Source organism: Kiritimatiella glycovorans (assembly GCF_001017655.1).
GTDB classification, from domain to species: Bacteria; Verrucomicrobiota; Kiritimatiellia; order Kiritimatiellales; family Kiritimatiellaceae; genus Kiritimatiella; species Kiritimatiella glycovorans.
In genome coordinates this window covers 1531549-1549284 of the sequence record NZ_CP010904.1, presented here as the reverse complement: position 1 = coordinate 1549284, position 17736 = coordinate 1531549, and the positions used below count along the sequence as shown (strand labels likewise).

Here is a 17736-nt window from a genome sequence, read left to right as displayed (position 1 = left end):
TGGGGGAAAGGCGGGGAAGCCGCCTCCTGCGTGCCGCCGATGGCGAGAACCTCTTCCGGGGGGCGCGTCCCTCTATGGGGTGCGGCTCATCATCATGAATAAACGTCGGGTCGGGGAGGAATAGATATCCATGAGACGACGCACCGGAATAATGCTGAGTTTTCTGCTGGTCGCGCTTCAGGGGCTGGCCCTCGAGTTCCCCTCCCCGGATAAGCTGTGTGCGTCGGCCCGCGGCGTCGATCGTGACCGGTACCCGAACGCGGATGCGGTGATGCTCAGCGACATGGCCTTTGCGCGATACGCCGCCTCCGGCGTCTACACGACCCGGGTCGACATGGCCTGGAAGATCCTGTCCGAACAGGGTAAACGCGACCACCGCACTCAGTCGCTCGGCTTCGACCGCGCGTACAGCCGCGCCCGCTTCGAGCGCGTTGAGGTGATCAGGGCCGACGGCAGGGTGCGGGAGGTCGACCTGGAGGCGAACACCCGCGAGATGGCCTCGCCCGGCCAGATGCAGATGAATATCTACAACCCCAGTCTGCGCGAAGTGCGCGTGAGCATCCCGGGGCTGGAGATCGGCGATATCCTGCGCTACCGCGCGCGCTATGAGACCTTTAAGACACGGGTCCCCGGCACCTGGAGCGACCGCTTCCTCTTCGAAGGTACCGACCCCGTCCTCCATGCCGTGTTCGAAATCGACGCCCCGGCATCGCGTCCGCTCACGAATATCGCCCTGAAGGACCCCGTCGACGATACCGTCAGCCACAGCGTGGTGACCAACGGCGCGCGCATACGCTACCGGTGGACGGGACGCGACCTCCCGCGCATGTTCCCGGAACCCTCGATGCCGGATCTCTCGAGTCAGGTCCAGCGCGTGCTCGTCAGCACCATCCCGGAATGGGAGGCGCTCTCCCGCTGGTACTGGAACCTGAGCAAACCGCATCTCGATAAAATTACCCCGGAAATGAAGCGGAAGGTGGCCGAGCTGACCTCGGAGGCCGGATCGCGCGACGAGCGTCTGCGCGCGATCTTCACCTGGGTCTCGCAGAACATCCGCTACATGGGTATCACCCTGGAAAAAGAGGCGCCGGGGTATGAGCCCCATGATGTGGATCTCACCTTTGAGCGCGGCTACGGGGTCTGTCGCGACAAGGCCGCGCTCCTCGTCGCGATGCTGCGTGAGGGCGGATTCGACGCCTATCCCGTACTGATGATGGTGGGCGCGAAAAAGGACGGGGAGGTACCGCAGCCCTGGTTCAATCACGCTGTCGTCGGCGTACGCGAACCGGGCGGCACATTCCGGCTTATGGATCCGACCGATGAGAATACGCGTAACCTGCTCCCGCGCTATCTCTGCGACATGAGCTATCTTGCGGCTACGCCGGAGGGCGTGCCGCTGATGACCTCGCCGGTGTCCTCCGCCGGAGAGAACCTGACCCTGATCGAGACCGACGGTCGACTCGATTCAGACGGACGCTACCGCGCGAAAACGGTCATCACCTTCGAGGGGATCAATGACAGCGCCTACCGGGGCCACTTCGCCCGGCTGCGCCCGGAGGAGCGCGAGGATTTCTTCGAGGGCAGGCTCGAGACCCTCATTCCCGGCGCGAAGCTGCGCGATCTGACGATCGAGCCGCAGCCGGTGCGCGACACCTCCAGACCCCTGAAGGCCACCCTCGCGTATACGGCCACCGGTCTGTTCGCGGAGCAGAACGGGAAACGCCTGTTTCGCCCGCCCGAATGGGGCGGAGTCCTCGGCGTCGCGAGATCGGTGCTGGGTAACCTCGGACTCGAGAAAAGGGAATATCCCCTTAGAACGCGCTTCCCCTGCGGCACGGACGAGTCGTTCCGCATCGACCTCGCCCGCGGGATCGCCGCTCCGGATCGCCTGCCGGAGGCCGGGAAGGTCGACCGCCCGTTCTTTGCCTGGGAGCGCAAATGGTCCCTGAACGATCGCGTGCTGGAGGGCCGGACCCGCACCCTTGTCCGGGCGATCGAGCTTTCGCCGGAAGCATACGGCGAGCTGAAAGCGGAGGTCGAAGGCATCGAGCAGGCGGGACGGCAGCGGATCGTCTTTCCGCTCCCGCTCGAGAAGGACCCCGGCGCGGACGTGCTCTACTTGAAGAACAGCACGAAGTGCGATCTGGAGGATGCGCGCAACTGGACCGAAACGCACACGGTGAAGAAGAAGGTCCTGACCTATGCCGGAAAGAAGGAGCACGCGGAACTGAAGCTCCACTACAATCCGTCATGGGAAGAAGTCGAACTGAAGTATGCGCGCGTCACCTCCCCCGGCGGCCGGGTACATGAGATCCGCGAAAACGAGATCAACGTGATGGACGCCGGATGGGTCGCCGGCGCCCCGCGCTATCCCGCCGCACGCATCCTCGTGGCCAGCCTCCCGAACGTCGTGCCGGGCAGCGTGATCGAATACCGCGTCGTGCACAGGATGAAGGATCATCCGTTCTTCCACCTGCGCAGCTATATGCGGGGGTTCGACCCGATGATGAACCGCAGGGTGGAGATCGCGGCGCCGAAGGATGTCGTCCTCAAGATCCGGAAGGGGACGGACGAGGCGGTGGTCTTCAGCGAGATGCGCAACGACGGCCGTATTACGCGGAGCTGGGAATCCCGCTCGCAGCGGGGACTCAAACGGGAGTCGGACCTCCCGCCGCTTTGGGAGATCGCACCCGCGGTGTTCGCCTCCGCCGGCGCGTGGGAGGACTACGCCGCCACCCTCCGCGACGAATTCGCCGCCCGCGCCTCGCGCGCGGACCGGGCCGCGTCAATGGCCCTCCGCCTCGTAAAGGGCGCGGACTCCCCCCGCGCGAAGATCCGCGCGATCCGCGACTTCGTGGCCAGGCATATCCGTGCGGCGGGCCCCCCGTTCACGGAGACGCCACTCGAGGCCCTGAGCGGGGCCGATGTGACCCTGGAATCCGGTTACGGGCATGCCGCCGACCGCGCGATACTGCTTTACGCGATGCTGGAGGCCGCCGGTTTTGCGCCGGACTGGGTCTTCGCCTCCGGACTTCCGCGTCCCGACCCTCTCGCCGCGCCGATGATCGATTATCCTCAGCGCGACGCCTTCGACAGCCCCCTGATCAGGGTCATGCTCGACGACGGACCGGTCTACCTCAACGACGCCGACCAGTACGCCCCGCCGACCAGTACGCCCCGCCGGGCAGCACCCCCCACGACCGGAGGATGGCCCTCGTCGCGGCGGACGGCTCGATCGGGACGGTGCGGGCCGCGGATCGCTACCGCGACCGCCGGGCCGTGGAATACGGGATCACGCTGACACCCGGGGGCGGGGCGCGCATCGATTGGACCCGCCGCTATTTCGGCTCGGCGTATACATCGTTTCACCGGGAGTTCGCTGAAATGATCCCCGAGGAGCGCCGCCGCCATTTCGAGCGCCTCGTCAGCTCGATTGCCCAGTCCGCCGCCCGGGAGGGAGAACCCCGCGCGGAATACACCACCTATCCGGGCGTACAGACCATTACGGTCACGGCGGACCCGTACGCCGTCCGCGACGGCGATCTGCTCTATTTCACCCTGCCCGACGGCATGACGGATCTGCTGCGCTGCGATGCCGATGAGCGCACGCTTCCGCTCTACCGCGATACCTTTCACCGGGAGCTGATGCGGTTCCGCATCCGCGTCCCCGAGGGATTTTCACCCGTGCGGGACGAAGGACGGCGTGCGATCATGCTGCCCGACGGCGTAAGTACGATTACGCGCGCCTCGGCCTACGATCCCGACTCACGGATCTGGACGATCGAGTACGAGGCGGACCTGCGTCCCGCCGTGACGGAGGCACGGGATTATGACCGGCTGCTGGAGATCGGAAGGGAACTCGCGCTGCCCGCCGAACGCACCGTTATCATGCGCAAGAACGGGTCGTAAAAATCCTGTCGCTTCCCGCCGTATGGATTGTAACTACTCAGGTAGCCCCACCATGGCGCTACCATTGAAACAATCGTAGTCTACCCCCCCCCCCCGAGCGCAACAGAAAAAACCCGATTTTCTGCTGGACTCGGATCGCGTGGTCTTCTACGCTGCTGACCATGGCACAGGCTATGGTCATTCAGGGGCGGAAGATCACGGACGGCGAGATCGCCTTGATCCGGGATTTGATGGCAGAGCATCGGGACTGGGGGCGTACCCGCCTCAGCGGGGAACTGTGCCGCTGCTGGAACTGGCGCAACGCGCAGGGCCGTATCAAGGACATGGCGGCGCGCTCCCTGCTGTTGAAGCTGGAGCGACGCGGATGCATCGAGTTGCCGGCGCGTCAACGCCCGTCTTCCAATCATTTCCGCAACCGGTGCGTGCCTGCCGTAGAACCTGCCGCCGAACCGATTCGCTCTGACCTGAGCGCATTGCGGCCCCTGTCGGCAGACCTTGTCGCCCCACGTTCGGATAACTCGCAGTTGTTCAAAGGGCTGCTGGGCCGATACCACTACTTGGGCCATCGCAACACGGTGGGCGAGAACCTGCGCTATCTGATCCGCGACCGGCACGGTCGGCTCGTGGCCTGTGCGCTGTTCGGTTCGGCGGCATGGAAATGCGCGGATCGGGATCGTTTCCTCGGCTGGGATCGGGCCTGCCGTGAACGCAATCTCCAGGCATTGACCAACAATACGCGTTTCCTGATCCTGCCCTGGGTCGAAGTCCCGCATCTGGCCAGCCACGTCCTCGGCCTCATTGCCCGGCGCATCCGGGATGACTGGCAGGGCAAGTACGCTCATCCCGTGCATGCCTTGGAAACGTTCGTGGACCGTTCCCGATTCAAAGGCACCTGCTACCGGGCCGCGAACTGGATGCGCCTGGGCGCAACGCAGGGGCGGACCCGCAACGATCGAGACCGCCGCATCCAGGCGCCGGTCAAGGACGTGTATCTGTATCCGCTTATCCCGGAGTTCCGGCGGGAGTTGTGCGCACCCGCCTGCTCCCGAACCGAAGGGAGGGCGGGCAGGTGATGACACGCCAAGAGGCCGAAGCGATCTACGACGCCGGCAAGGACACCGTCGTGCGGGTACTGTTGATGATGGATGCGCGCATCCGTGCTCTGGAAGAACGCGTTCAGTCTCTTGAGAACCAACTCGCCAAAAACTCGCGCAACAGCAGCAAACCGCCCTCCAGCGACGGCTTCAAGAAACCTGCGCCCAAAAGCCTGCGCAAGAAGGGCAAGCGCAAGTCCGGCGGCCAGCCCGGCCATACCGGCCATACGCTCGCGATGGCCGACAAGCCCGAGCACACCGAAGTGCACCGTGTGAAGGAATGCGAACACTGCGGCCGCTCTCTAGCCGATCAATCCGTCGAGGGCATCGAAAAGCGTCAAGTCCATGACCTGCCACCCCTGCGGCTGATCGTCACCGAGCACCAGGCTGAAACCAAAACCTGCGCCTGCGGCCATCTGAACAAAGCCGCGTTCCCCGAAGGGGTCAACGCTCCGGTGCAATACGGCGAGGGGATCAAGGCTGCGGCCGTGTACCTGAAGAACTATCAGTTCCTGCCCTATGACCGAACCTGCGAACTGCTGAATGACTTCTTCGGCTGCCCGATGAGCGAAGGCACGCTCTGCAATATCATCACCCAATCCCACACGTTGGCCGCCGACCCCGTCGAGAAGATCAAGGAGTTGATCGAGCAGGCCGCCGTGGCACACTTCGACGAGACCGGCTCACGGGTAGACGGCAAGCTGTGGTGGCTGCATTCGGCCTCGACCGCACAGGCAACCTATTATGACATCCATCGCAAACGCGGCCGCGAAGCGATCGATGACATCGGCATCTTGCCCGACTTCCTCGGACGCGCCGTTCACGACTTCTGGAAACCGTACTTCGGCTACGACTGCCTCCATGGCCTCTGCAACGCCCATCACCTGCGGGAACTGATCTTTGCGCATGAGCAGCACCAGCAGGACTGGGCCGACCACATGATCGACTGCCTGCTCGACATCAAAGAGGCCGTCGATCTCGCCAAACAGTCGACCGATCATCTTGACCGGCGGCAGCTACACACCTTCGAAGCCCGCTACCAGCAAGTCCTCGACGAAGGCTACGCGCAGAATCCGCTGCCGCCGTTGCCGCGCAACGCGAAGAAACGACGGGGCCGCCGCAAGAAGACCAAAGCCCGTAACCTGCTCGAACGGCTCGACGAGCACCGCGATGAAGCGCTTGCGTTCATGTACGACTTCAACGTGCCCTTCGACAACAATCAGGCTGAGCGCGATCTGCGCATGATGAAGGTGCAGCAGAAAATCTCGGGCATGTTCCGAACCGAGGATGGCGCCCAAGCCTTCTGCCGCATTCGAAGCTACATCTCAACCGCCCGCAAGAATGCCGTCGGCGCTATGGATGCGCTGACCTGCCTGTTCAGCGGAAACCCCTTCGTTCCGGCGCTCAATACCTCGTAGCCTCTGCCGCGGATGAACGGACCTCGCCGATCCTACTCGCACTCGCCCCCTCGCAAATCCAGGCGGAGCCATCCCGACTTGCCGCCATCGTCTCGATCCCGTATAGCCATCTGGAATCGGCTAACGATAACGGGCGACGAGAACGGCTCACGAGTTGGAAGCGCCTATCGTCCACCGCTCTCGTCGCCCGTTATCGTCAACCGTCCTCTGGGAGAGGGGTACCTGAGTAGTCACGGATCATGAAGCATTGCAAGCCTCTCTATCATTTGGGTTTCAGCATTGCTGCTTATGGCTCGCCCTGTTCATCGTCCCGAATGAACAGTGTGTCGCGTGGTCCGCCCTTTAACAACGAACTGATCGCCGAGTCGCCTTGCGGCTCCGCAAGCCGGTAATACAGCCAAAGACCACAACAGCAACCAAGCTGCCGACCACAATCATGAATGTTCATATCCAACTCCCTCTAACTTTAACGCAAACAAACGACCTGATAGGTTTGACCTTTTTGGGTAGGAAAAGAAGCAACCCCTTCCGAAATCGACACCGGAACAGCCTTCCCTTCACATAACACCTCAAAGGATCCCTCTGTTAAATTATGATCCAGCTTGAGCCGACAAGTGCTGCCTAAACCCGAATGGATCGTCAAGGTTTGCAGCAATCGATCTGCCCACTGCACATCCACTGTAAAGCCACCGCGTGCGCAGAGTCCCTCAAACTTCCCCTGCGGCCAGTGGTTCCAGGGAACAGCCGGAAGAATTTCAATCGTACCGAAATTACTTTGCAGAAGCATTGTCGCAAACGCTGCCGTGATCCCGTAATTGCCGTCCGTCTGAGGCAACCGCCATTGCTCCGGCGAGCAAATAGCAAACATCGAGTCATAGCAGTTCTGATTTAAAAACATATTAATAAAGCGATAGGCATCATCTCCCCTGCCTAGAGCTGCATACATACATGCCGTCCACGCCACGGTCCAATCAACAGGCTCATCAAAAGCTCCCAGTTCCTCTTTTGAATTCAGCACCTTTAAAGCCGCCGCTTCGTATTCGGGCTGATCGAACAAAGTCATCTTATGTGGGTAAAAAAGTCCGGCCAAATGGGATATATGACGATGAGCGGGCCAGAATTGACTGCATTCATTATTGTATTCCTTCAGATGCCCATCCTCCCCGATTAAAGGTTCCTGAAGTTGCCCCAGTTGATCTGAAACGACTGTGGTCAGGTTATCCTCAATCCCCAACACATCGACAATTTCCAAATAATCGCAGTATAATTGTTTGATAATCGTCTGGTCGTGGGTGGTCGCATAGGTAATGGCCGCCACATTACCATCAGGTCCAATTAACAAGTTCTCTGGGGAAATGGACGGACCGCAAACAAATTTGCCAGTACGAGGGTTCTCCACGAGATAATCGGCAAAGAATTGAGCGGCATCCCGCACAATCGGATAGACATCATGTTCGAGATAGAGTCGATCGCCCGTGAATAGATAATGATCCCATAGTTGCAGAGACAACCATGCGCCGCCGGTGGGATACATTCCCACATTAGCCGGAATGAAAGGATAAGTGTACCACCAGCCATCTGTAGCCGTGGCTGTAGCAAACCCCCGACACCCATATACTTCCCCGGCCGTCCTCCCGCCGTTATCGCGCAGCCTATTCAACATATAAATAAATGGCTCACGCAGTTCGGCGAGGTTGCAAATTTCCGTCGGCCAGTAGGTCATTTGAACATTAATATCTAAATGATAGTCGGCATTCCATGGTGCAGTTAATTCTTTGCACCAGATAGACTGAAGATTGGCTGGCATGGATCCGGGTCGTGATGAACTTATCAGCAGGTAGCGTCCAAACTGAAAAAGTAAAGCCTCAAGCTCACGATCCTCAGAACCCTCCCGGTAAAGCCGAAATCTCTCGTCGACTGGCGGGCTGGGCTGTTGTTCGTTTTCTATAAACTGTAGTGCAACCCGTTGGAAAAGTCGCTGATGCTCAGCGATATGATCACCCCGCAGGTCATCATAAGATTTACCCAAGACGTCGTGCAGAACCTCTTGGTTTCTATCTCGCCAGCCGTCCGGGGCCGGTTCGGCAGGATTTTGCCGGTTGTAATCCGTAGCCGACGACAAATACAATGTTAAGGAATCCGCATTCGCGATCATAAGTGTATTGTTGGTTGCCGAACATGTGCCTCCTTCATGTACCGCTTTAACACGAACCTGATATTTTGTTCCGCTCCTCTGATCCGGCATCCTGTGCCCGGGATGCATCGCCTCTCCGCTCATAACGAGCGCAGAACTGCTCTCAGCCCGGGTTTCATACTGGTCGGGGCGGTCCAAAAAGATCTGACAAGAAAGAGCCCCGGGCTCATTTACACTGATCTTCATGATCAACGCATGATCGACCGGGCTTATAAAAATCTCACGTCGGTATTCCACACCATGTCGGATATATTTGATCGATGCTATCGCGGTATCCAGATTGAGTTCTCTCCAGTAATCTTCGACAATTTCACCGTGATCAAATTTCAGTCTCAGGTTTCCCAGTGTCTGATAGCTTCGCGGACGCGGACGGTCGGTGAGCATCTCGGTTTCGACCAAATTTTGTGCATCCGAATACTTTCCTTCAAACATCAGGCTTCGGATATCATCTAAATGCTCAAATGCGTTGGTGCGGTTAAGATCTACCGGACGACCAGCCCAGAGTGTATCATTGTTGAGTTGGATATTCTCTTCCGAGACTCCACCGTATACCATTGCCCCCAGCGAACCGTTCCCGAGGGGCATGGCATTTTCCCATTCATCTGCTGGCTCATTGTACCACAAAACCGTATCGGCCACATGCCGACTTTTAATTTTCGGGATGACGAAAGCTGTCTTGATCGAACGCAATTGATACGCATGCAACTGAGTTCCCAAGGCAGAATTGTCAACAGAATTGCACATGGAAACGGTCAAATCCTGAGCCGCTGCATCTGCGACAAACGTTCCGGTTGCAATATACATGGACGTGCCCCATGCGCCGGAAGATGGAATGCGCGTTTTGTCGATAGTTGCATAACGGTTCTGAATGGTTGCTGTTCGCGCGTCACCTATCCAGATCTGTACCTCATACTCCTGTCCAACCGTCAAACCAGTCAATTGAAACCCGGCCTGAACCGGCTGCGTATTAAAACGAAAGCTATCCAATACCGGTTGCATCTCCGTCACCGAGCCGGTATAGACCGTTGCAGCGGCATAAGCGCCTCTCCCATATACTTTGAAGGGCTCTGCAATCAGATGGCCTGTGTCCGAACCGGTTACGTCCCCGGCATTCGGATCGGCCTCAAAAGCCACCGTGTTCACGGTTTCTGCAGAACGTCGCGCCTCACCGGACGCTGGAAGACGCGCATCGCGCGGCTTTCAGCGGTACGTGTGCAGGCGGCTTGTTCGACGCCTTCCTTGTCATTGTGAATCGACTACGGATCAAGGTAAACCCCCTCCATCTGCACACCGAGCTTGTAAAAGCTCGTGGGCAGATCATTGGTTAGTGGATAGGTTTCCTGAGTCCACGGAATGTCTGTCATGAACGGCTGGAAGCCGTTCATGAGATTCGTTGTCTGGTAGACCGTGTAGGTACGCCCGGATACGCTCGTCCAGTGAAGAGCGTTCGTGTCCATCAACACGGCGAAATGGCTGCCGGGGTCGTTCGGGTCGAGTCCTGCAATGTATGCCTCGCGCGTGGTGTTGACGCCATTCGAACACAGAGCATCTGCGGTGGCGTTCGTGACGCCACCGAAGTGCTCTTGTTCCCACGCATCCGGCAGGCGGTCGTTGTCGGCGTCGGGTGGGATGGGTGTGGGAAAGACAACGTCGATATCGAAGTCTATGTAGTACCCCTCAACAATATCGTCATTCTCATCCCATCTCCGGGTCGTGAGAAAGCCATTGGCAAAACAGATCTGGTGCCAGTTGATGGCAGCGTTCGTGATGTCGTATGAGGACTCGTAGAGATCATAGGGGGTTTCGTCGTCAAAAACGGCGAATCCCACCTCATGAGAACCAACGTATTTCGGGAAAGACAGGTAATGGCTGGTGTCCTGCGTGCTGAATACATCAACCGCATCCCATGGGATGTTGCGGTTGTATATGAAGCTGATGAAACCACCGATTATCTTCCATTCGTTCGTGCTGACCTCGATCGTTTGCTCGAAATGGTTGGAGAAAGTGTGTTTGTACCCGGAGGAGTCCCCCATGATGTAGGAGCGACGCAGCCGATGAGCGGGGTCATAGACAAGGTGGCCCGATATCGCAGCCCCGGCGTAAACATCGTCCGGCACCGAGCCGGTGCTGAAGGATGTGACAGCAACGACATGGCCCTGCCAGTAGATTCCCTTTTGCTCGGCCAGCAAGCGCTCGGACATGAGCATCAGCGCAAGGGTGGCGCACAGGGCGGATTCTTTCAGGTATGGGGTGAGCATCTTCATTTCCTCAGCGTCGAACCATTGAAATTAACCGCTTCAACCAGAGATCCGTTTGTTGAAACTTGCGAAGCAGCAATGAATTTTTCAACATTCCACTTAATTGAGCCAGGCATATTGTCGGCAGCGGAGTCAGTAGTCAACGCCACCGTCAAAGCGATTGACGAAGCTGTTGCGCCAAAGAGCAGAAAACCTGCCCAAAAAAAACCACGAGCATTTCTCATATATTTAAAAACTTCCTTCCTAGATGCCACTGGATCTGAACTCTCAAAAAAAACGTTATCGCTAGATCTTCCATCGACGCAATCCCATTAAAGCAATTGCGAAAACAACACACAGTGAGAGTGAGGAAGGCTCAGGAATACTGCGAAGCTGATAGGCAGGCAATTGTGTTCCCAATGCTGCATCATTCGCATTATTAAACATGGCCAATGTCAAATCCTGAGTGATTGCATCCGCAGTAAATGTTCCGGTTGCAATATACATGGACGTGCCCCATGCACCGGAAAATGGAATGCGCGTTCCGTTGATAGTCATATAACGATCCTGAATGGTTGCAGTTCGCGCATCACCTATCCAGATCTGTACCTCATACTCCTCTCCAACCGTCAAGCCAGTCAACTGAAACCCCGTCTGATCGGCCCGAGTATTAAAACGAAAGCTGTCCAGCACCGGCTGCATCTCCGTCACCGAGCCGGTATAGACCGTTGCAGCGGTATAAGCTCCCCTCCCAATCACTTTGAACGGTTCCACAACCAAGTAGTCTGTGTCCGCACCGGTTACATCCCCGGCCTTCGGATCGGCCATAAAAGCCACCGTGTTCACGGTTGCATTGGTTCCGTTAAAATTAATCGCTTCAATCAGAGATCCGTTTGTGGAAACTTGCGAAGCTGCGTTAAACACCTCGGCAGTCCATGAGATCAGCGCCGCATTTGCGTTCGAAACGAAAGCACATAGCATCATCATTATAACCATACTGCATTATTTCATTTTTTATCTCCCACTGTAACTACTCAGGTAGCCCCACCATGGCGCTACCACTGGAACAATCGTAGACTACCCCCCCCCCCCGAGCGCAACAGGAAAAAGTCGCGGTTTCTGCTGGACTCGGATCGCGTGGTCTTCTACGCTGCTGACCATGGCACAGGCTATGGTCATTCAGGGGCGGAGAATCACGGACGGCGAGATCGCCTTGATCCGGGATTTGATGGCAGAGCATCGGGACTGGGGGCGTACCCGCCTGAGCGAAGAACTGTGCCGCTGCTGGAACTGGCGCAACGCGCAGGGCCGTATCAAGGACATGGCGGCGCGCTCCCTGCTGTTGAAGCTGGAGCGACGCGGATGCATCGAGTTGCCGGCGCGTCAACGCCCGTCTTCCAATCATTTCCGCAACCGGTGCGTGCCTGCCGTAGAACCTGCCGCCGAACCGATTCGCTCTGACCTGAGCGCATTGCGGCCCCTGTCGGCAGACCTTGTCGCCCCACGTTCGGATAACTCGCAGTTGTTCAAAGGGCTGCTGGGCCGATACCACTACTTGGGCCATCGCAACACGGTGGGCGAGAACCTGCGCTATCTGATCCGCGACCGGCACGGTCGGCTCGTGGCCTGTGCGCTGTTCGGTTCGGCGGCATGGAAATGCGCGGATCGGGATCGTTTCCTCGGCTGGGATCGGGCCTGCCGTGAACGCAATCTCCAGGCATTGACCAACAATACGCGTTTCCTGATCCTGCCCTGGGTCGAAGTCCCGCATCTGGCCAGCCACGTCCTCGGCCTCATTGCCCGGCGCATCCGGGATGACTGGCAGGGCAAGTACGCTCATCCCGTGCATGCCTTGGAAACGTTCGTGGACCGTTCCCGATTCAAAGGCACCTGCTACCGGGCCGCGAACTGGATGCGCCTGGGCGCAACGCAGGGGCGGACCCGCAACGATCGAGACCGCCGCATCCAGGCGCCGGTCAAGGACGTGTATCTGTATCCGCTCATCCCGGAGTTCCGGCGGGAGTTGTGCGCACCCGCCTGCTCCCGAACCGAAGGGAGGGCGGGCAGGTGATGACACGCCAAGAGGCCGAAGCGATCTACGACGCCGGCAAGGAAACCGTCGTGCGGGTACTGTTGATGATGGATGCGCGCATCCGTGCTCTGGAAGAACGCGTTCAGTCTCTTGAGAACCAACTCGCCAAAAACTCGCGCAACAGCAGCAAACCGCCCTCCAGCGACGGCTTCAAGAAACCTGCGCCCAAAAGCCTGCGCAAGAAGGGCAAGCGCAAGTCCGGCGGCCAGCCCGGCCATACCGGCCATACGCTCGCGATGGCCGACAAGCCCGAGCACACCGAAGTGCACCGTGTGAAGGAATGCGAACACTGCGGCCGCTCTCTAGCCGATCAATCCGTCGAGGGCATCGAAAAGCGTCAAGTCCATGACCTGCCACCCCTGCGGCTGATCGTCACCGAGCACCAGGCTGAAACCAAAACCTGCGCTTGCGGCCATCTGAACAAAGCCGCGTTCCCCGAAGGGGTCAACGCTCCCGTGCAATACGGCGAGGGGATCAAGGCTGCGGCCGTGTACCTGAAGAACTATCAGTTCCTGCCCTATGACCGAACCTGCGAACTGCTGAATGACTTCTTCGGCTGCCCGATGAGCGAAGGCACGCTCTGCAATATCATCACCCAATCCCACACGTTGGCCGCCGACCCCGTCGAGAAGATCAAGGAGTTGATCGAGCAGGCCGCCGTGGCACACTTCGACGAGACCGGCTCACGGGTAGACGGCAAGCTGTGGTGGCTGCATTCGGCCTCGACCGCACAGGCAACCTATTATGACATCCATCGCAAACGCGGCCGCGAAGCGATCGATGACATCGGCATCTTGCCCGACTTCCTCGGACGCGCCGTTCACGACTTCTGGAAACCGTACTTCGGCTACGACTGCCTCCATGGCCTCTGCAACGCCCATCACTTGCGCGAACTGATCTTTGCGCATGAGCAGCACCAGCAGGACTGGGCCGACCACATGATCGACTGCCTGCTCGACATCAAAGAGGCCGTCGATCTCGCCAAACAGTCGACCGATCATCTTGACCGGCGGCAGCTACACACCTTCGAAGCCCGCTACCAGCAAGTCCTCGACGAAGGCTACGCGCAGAATCCGCTGCCGCCGTTGCCGCGCAACGCGAAGAAACGACGGGGCCGCCGCAAGAAGACCAAAGCCCGTAACCTGCTCGAACGGCTCGACGAGCACCGCGATGAAGCGCTTGCGTTCATGTACGACTTCAACGTGCCCTTCGACAACAATCAGGCTGAGCGCGATCTACGCATGATGAAGGTGCAGCAGAAAATCTCGGGCATGTTCCGAACCGAGGATGGCGCCCAAGCCTTCTGCCGCATTCGAAGCTACATCTCAACCGCCCGCAAGAATGCCGTCGGCGCTATGGATGTGCTGACCCGCCTGTTCAGCGGAAACCCCTTCGTTCCGGCGCTCAATACCTCGTAGCCCCTGCCGCGTATGAACGGACCTCGCCGATCCTACTCGCACTCGCCCCCTCGCAAATCCAGGCGGAGCCATCCCGACTTGCCGCCATCGTCTCGATCCCGTATAGCCCATCTGGAATCGGCTAACGAGAACGGGCGACGAGAACGGCTCACGAGTTGAAGGCCTCTATCGTCCACCGCTCTCGTCGCCCGTTATCGTCAACCGTCCTCTGGGAGAGGGGTACCTGAGTAGTCACACCAGAATTAGAGTAAGGGGGAGTGGGAAGTCTTACTCAGGTTTCAGGTTTCAGGTTTCTCACTCAATTCAGTTTCAGGTTTCTCACTCAATTCAGTTTGGAGTGGGAAGTCTTACTCAGGTTTCAGGTTTCAGGTTTCTCACTCAATTCAGTTTCAGGTCTCCCACTCAAATCGTGCCCGGATAAGGAAACCCCCGCCCCGGAACAACTTAGCCATACACAACATATTGTATATTTTTATTTGACATGTAACATCATCTGGGTTTTAATGGGATCAACGTCGGCGAGGGGCTCAAGGGGTCCGTCGGCGCGGACGGACCGAGAAAGGATCATGGCTGGGGCCCACCGGACCTCACGCCCCAACGATAAAAGGGGACCCCGATGACGGCGCAAAAGCAGTATAAACACCCATTTGACGGTTTCCGCAAGCGTTCCGGCGATGTCGTATCGTTCGAGGCGAGCAAGATCGAGCAGGCCGTGCGCAGCGCGGTGGTCAGTGTAGGCCGCGAGCACGGAATCCAGGCGGACGAATCGCTGCCCGAGCGCGTGACGGAACGCGTAATCCGCCAGCTCGACGATCCGCACAGCGAATATTATGTGGCGGAAGAGGACGGGGAGGGCCGCATCCCCCGCATCGAAGACGTGCAGGATCTGGTCGAGATTCTGCTCGCCGAGGAGAACGAGTCGCTGGTGGTCGCCGCCTACAAGCGGTACCGCAAGCAGCGCGAACGCGCCCGCAAGGGTATCCGGGTACGGGGCCGGCCCGGCGACACCGCGGACGTCACCGACGCCAGCCTGCTGCTGGTGGAATCGCCTTCGCGCAACGAGACCCTGCCGTGGGACCGCGAACGGATCGTCGACCAGATCGTCGCAAAGACCGAACTCTCCCGCAGGGTCGCCCGCAGCGTCGCGAAGTCCGTGGAAAACCGGGTGATCGACGGCGAGATCCGCACGATCAGCACGGCGCTGATCCGCGAGCTGGTCAACAACGAACTGGCCGACCGCGGTCACACCGAACAGCTGCACGATCTCTCGCTGTATCGCGTGTCCAAGGATTACGTGCGCGGGTTGATGAACACGAAGTCGACCGAGAACAGCAACATCGTAAACAACAACCCCGAGGCGGTGAACCTCGGCATCGCCGAACTGGTGCTCAAGCAGTGGGCGCTGGATACCATCTTCTCGCCCGAGCTCCGCCAGGCCCATCACACGGGCCGGATTCACCTGCACGATCTCGGCTACCCGCACCGGGTCTACTGCTCGTCGCACTCGATCGAGTACGTCAAGAAGTACGGGCTGCAGGGGCTCGTGAACCTGAACACCGAGTCGCGGCCCGCCCGTACGGCTTCGGTGCTGACCGGGCACCTCAACACGTTTCTCGCCTCGATGCAGGCCAACTACGCCGGCGCGCTCGGCATCGCCTACATCAACATCATGTACGCGCCGTTTCTTGAAGGCATGGATCGGGCGGAACTGAAACAGATCGCGCAGGAGCTGATCTTCAACGGATCGCAGAACGCGTTCTCGCGCGGCGGCCAGACCCTGTTCCTGGATTTCAATATCCACACGGGGGTCCCGCGCTACCTCAAGGACGTGCCCGCGGTGGGACCCGGCGGCCGGTACATGCTGCGTCGCGCCGACGGCTCGAAAGTCGCGCTGGTCGAGGAGCAGACGGAGGAGACGGATCCCTCCGGCTACCCGCTGATGGAACTTTACGTCGAAGAGGACGGCGGCCGCCGCCTCGTGCTGCGGGAGCGGGCGGATGAGCATAAGGGGCTCGTCTGCGACGACCAGGTGCGTAAGGAAGTCGAGGCGCGCGGGGAGAAGGTCGTGACCTACGGCGATTACATCCGGGAGGCCCGCGACTTCTGCGATGCCCTTCTCGAAGTGTTCGGCGAAGGCGACCGCAACGGGCGTGTCTTCGAGTTTCCGAAGTGTGACTTTCACATCAGCGACGAGACGTTCGAGGACCCCGAGCAGTACCGGATCTTCATGGACGCCTGCCGGCTGGCCAGCGAGAACGGGTCGACGTACTTCATCTTCGACCGCGACGAGGTGACGCTCTCGGCCTGCTGCCGGCTGCGGACGACCATCGACGACAACCGGATGCTGCGTCACCCGGAATCGATGCGTTTCTGCGGATTCCAGAACGTGACCATTAACATCCCGCAGGCGGCCTACCGCGCCGCCCGCCGCGACGGCGAACGGCTGCTCGAGACCTTCTTCGAGGAGATCGACCAGACCATGGATCTCGCGGTCGAGGCGCATCTCCAGAAGAAGCGCAAGGCGGCCGAGATGCTCGCCGAGCCGGGCCGCCCCCTCTGGCAGATCGGCAAGCCGAGCTGCGACGGCAAGCCGTACGTGAACCTGGAGACCTGCACGTATATCCTCGGTCTGATCGGTGTGAACGACGCCGTGAAATTCCTGATCGGACAGGAGCTGCACGACAGCAACGAAGCCCGCCGTCTCGGCCTCAGGATCGTGGCCCATATGTACCTCAAGGCGAAGAAGCTCTCCCAGAAGCACGGGTTGAAGTTCTCGCTGGAGGAATCGCCCGCCGAAAGCGCCGCGCGCCGGCTGGCGAAATCGGACCTGATCTACTACCGGGACGAGGCGAAAGAGGTGGTCAAGGGGGACGACGAGGACGTGGTCTACTACACGAACTCGATTCACCTGGCCGCGGACGCGCCGGTCACGCTGGTGGACCGCATCCGCGAACAGAGCAAGTACCACAGCCTGATCGAATCGGGGGCGATCACCCACGCGTTCGTCGGCGAGGAGCGCCCGGCGCCGGAATCGGTCGCCGCGCTCATGAAGAAGGTGTTCTTTGAGACGCAGTCGGCGCAGGTCACGATCTCGCCCGAGTTCACCTACTGCAACTACTGCCGCCACAATATGCGCGGTCTGAAGGAGAGCTGCGAGTCCTGCGGCTCGGAGGACGTGGTCGGCGAAACGCGCGTCGTGGGCTACTTCAGCAAGATCCAGAACTGGAACAAGTCCAAGCGCTACGGCGAACTGGTGGCCCGGCAGCGCGGGCAGTACGCTGTGGAGACGGCGGAGGACGACGCCATGGAGTGCGCGGAGGAGCCTTCGCCGCAAGCCGGCGCGGAAATCCGGCAGAACTGATCACTCAATACCG

The 17736-nt window shown here is 59.4% G+C and carries 11 protein-coding genes; 7 read left to right on the top strand and 4 right to left on the bottom strand.

Translation table 11 applies throughout. The annotated features are described in order from the left end of the window. The first annotated feature begins 130 nt into the window (after nt 1-130). From L21SP4_RS06470 to tnpC (L21SP4_RS06455), 4 genes are all read left to right on the top strand, one after another. Nucleotides 131-3301: a DUF3857 domain-containing protein gene (locus tag L21SP4_RS06470; protein ID WP_082116586.1), complete on the top strand. Its 3171-nt coding sequence runs from the start codon at nt 131-133 to the stop codon at nt 3299-3301. Next, nucleotides 3208-3909, top strand: a complete 702-nt coding sequence (locus tag L21SP4_RS06465) for a hypothetical protein (protein WP_052881891.1) — start codon at nt 3208-3210, stop codon at nt 3907-3909. Before L21SP4_RS06470 ends, L21SP4_RS06465 begins: the two co-directional genes overlap by 94 nt. 161 nt (nt 3910-4070) lie before the next feature. Continuing rightward, complete coding sequence (locus L21SP4_RS06460) at nt 4071-4982, top strand: Druantia anti-phage system protein DruA (RefSeq protein ID WP_082116585.1); 912 nt, start codon at nt 4071-4073, stop codon at nt 4980-4982. Next, nucleotides 4982-6421, top strand: coding sequence for an IS66 family transposase (gene tnpC / locus L21SP4_RS06455; protein WP_074041552.1), 1440 nt, complete (start codon nt 4982-4984; stop codon nt 6419-6421). Before L21SP4_RS06460 ends, tnpC (L21SP4_RS06455) begins: the two co-directional genes overlap by 1 nt. 466 nt (nt 6422-6887) lie before the next feature. Here tnpC (L21SP4_RS06455) and L21SP4_RS12380 read toward each other — a convergent pair whose 3' ends face one another. The 4 genes from L21SP4_RS12380 to L21SP4_RS06435 all read right to left on the bottom strand — a co-directional run bounded on the left by L21SP4_RS12380 (nt 6888) and on the right by L21SP4_RS06435 (nt 11839). Continuing rightward, a complete protein-coding gene (locus tag L21SP4_RS12380) occupies nt 6888-9758 on the bottom strand; it encodes a glycoside hydrolase family 95 protein (RefSeq protein ID WP_144413779.1) in 2871 nt (956 codons plus the stop codon). A gap of 113 nt (nt 9759-9871) precedes the next feature. After that, nucleotides 9872-10879: a hypothetical protein gene (locus L21SP4_RS06440; protein ID WP_052881887.1), complete on the bottom strand. Its 1008-nt coding sequence runs from the start codon at nt 10877-10879 to the stop codon at nt 9872-9874. Beyond that, on the bottom strand, nt 10876-11097 hold the full coding sequence (locus L21SP4_RS12925; RefSeq protein ID WP_144413778.1) for a hypothetical protein: 222 nt from the start codon (nt 11095-11097) through the stop codon (nt 10876-10878). The genes L21SP4_RS06440 and L21SP4_RS12925 overlap by 4 nt, the downstream gene beginning before the upstream one ends. A 61-nt stretch (nt 11098-11158) precedes the next feature. Continuing rightward, nucleotides 11159-11839, bottom strand: coding sequence for a hypothetical protein (locus L21SP4_RS06435; RefSeq protein WP_144413777.1), 681 nt, complete (start codon nt 11837-11839; stop codon nt 11159-11161). A gap of 172 nt (nt 11840-12011) precedes the next feature. Here L21SP4_RS06435 and L21SP4_RS06430 point away from each other — a divergent pair, with 172 nt between their 5' ends. The 3 genes from L21SP4_RS06430 to nrdD all read left to right on the top strand — a co-directional run bounded on the left by L21SP4_RS06430 (nt 12012) and on the right by nrdD (nt 17723). Further along, entirely contained in the window at nt 12012-12923 is a 912-nt protein-coding gene (locus L21SP4_RS06430) for a Druantia anti-phage system protein DruA (RefSeq protein WP_201774599.1), read from the top strand. Continuing rightward, entirely contained in the window at nt 12923-14362 is a 1440-nt protein-coding gene (tnpC, locus tag L21SP4_RS06425; protein ID WP_074041551.1) for an IS66 family transposase, read from the top strand. The genes L21SP4_RS06430 and tnpC (L21SP4_RS06425) overlap by 1 nt, the downstream gene beginning before the upstream one ends. 616 nt (nt 14363-14978) lie before the next feature. After that, on the top strand, nt 14979-17723 hold the full coding sequence (gene nrdD, locus L21SP4_RS06420; RefSeq protein ID WP_052881884.1) for an anaerobic ribonucleoside-triphosphate reductase: 2745 nt from the start codon (nt 14979-14981) through the stop codon (nt 17721-17723). Nucleotides 17724-17736: the final 13 nt, after the last annotated feature.

Coding starts and splice junctions, on each gene's coding strand:
- L21SP4_RS06470 (WP_082116586.1), top strand. CDS start 131: ATGAGACGACGCACCGGAATAATGCTGAGTTTTCTGCTGGTCGCGCTT.
- L21SP4_RS06465 (WP_052881891.1), top strand. CDS start 3,208: ATGGCCCTCGTCGCGGCGGACGGCTCGATCGGGACGGTGCGGGCCGCG.
- L21SP4_RS06460 (WP_082116585.1), top strand. CDS start 4,071: ATGGCACAGGCTATGGTCATTCAGGGGCGGAAGATCACGGACGGCGAG.
- tnpC (WP_074041552.1), top strand. CDS start 4,982: ATGACACGCCAAGAGGCCGAAGCGATCTACGACGCCGGCAAGGACACC.
- L21SP4_RS06440 (WP_052881887.1), bottom strand. CDS start 10,879: ATGAAGATGCTCACCCCATACCTGAAAGAATCCGCCCTGTGCGCCACC.
- L21SP4_RS12925 (WP_144413778.1), bottom strand. CDS start 11,097: ATGAGAAATGCTCGTGGTTTTTTTTGGGCAGGTTTTCTGCTCTTTGGC.
- L21SP4_RS06435 (WP_144413777.1), bottom strand. CDS start 11,839: ATGATGATGCTATGTGCTTTCGTTTCGAACGCAAATGCGGCGCTGATC.
- L21SP4_RS06430 (WP_201774599.1), top strand. CDS start 12,012: ATGGCACAGGCTATGGTCATTCAGGGGCGGAGAATCACGGACGGCGAG.
- tnpC (WP_074041551.1), top strand. CDS start 12,923: ATGACACGCCAAGAGGCCGAAGCGATCTACGACGCCGGCAAGGAAACC.
- nrdD (WP_052881884.1), top strand. CDS start 14,979: ATGACGGCGCAAAAGCAGTATAAACACCCATTTGACGGTTTCCGCAAG.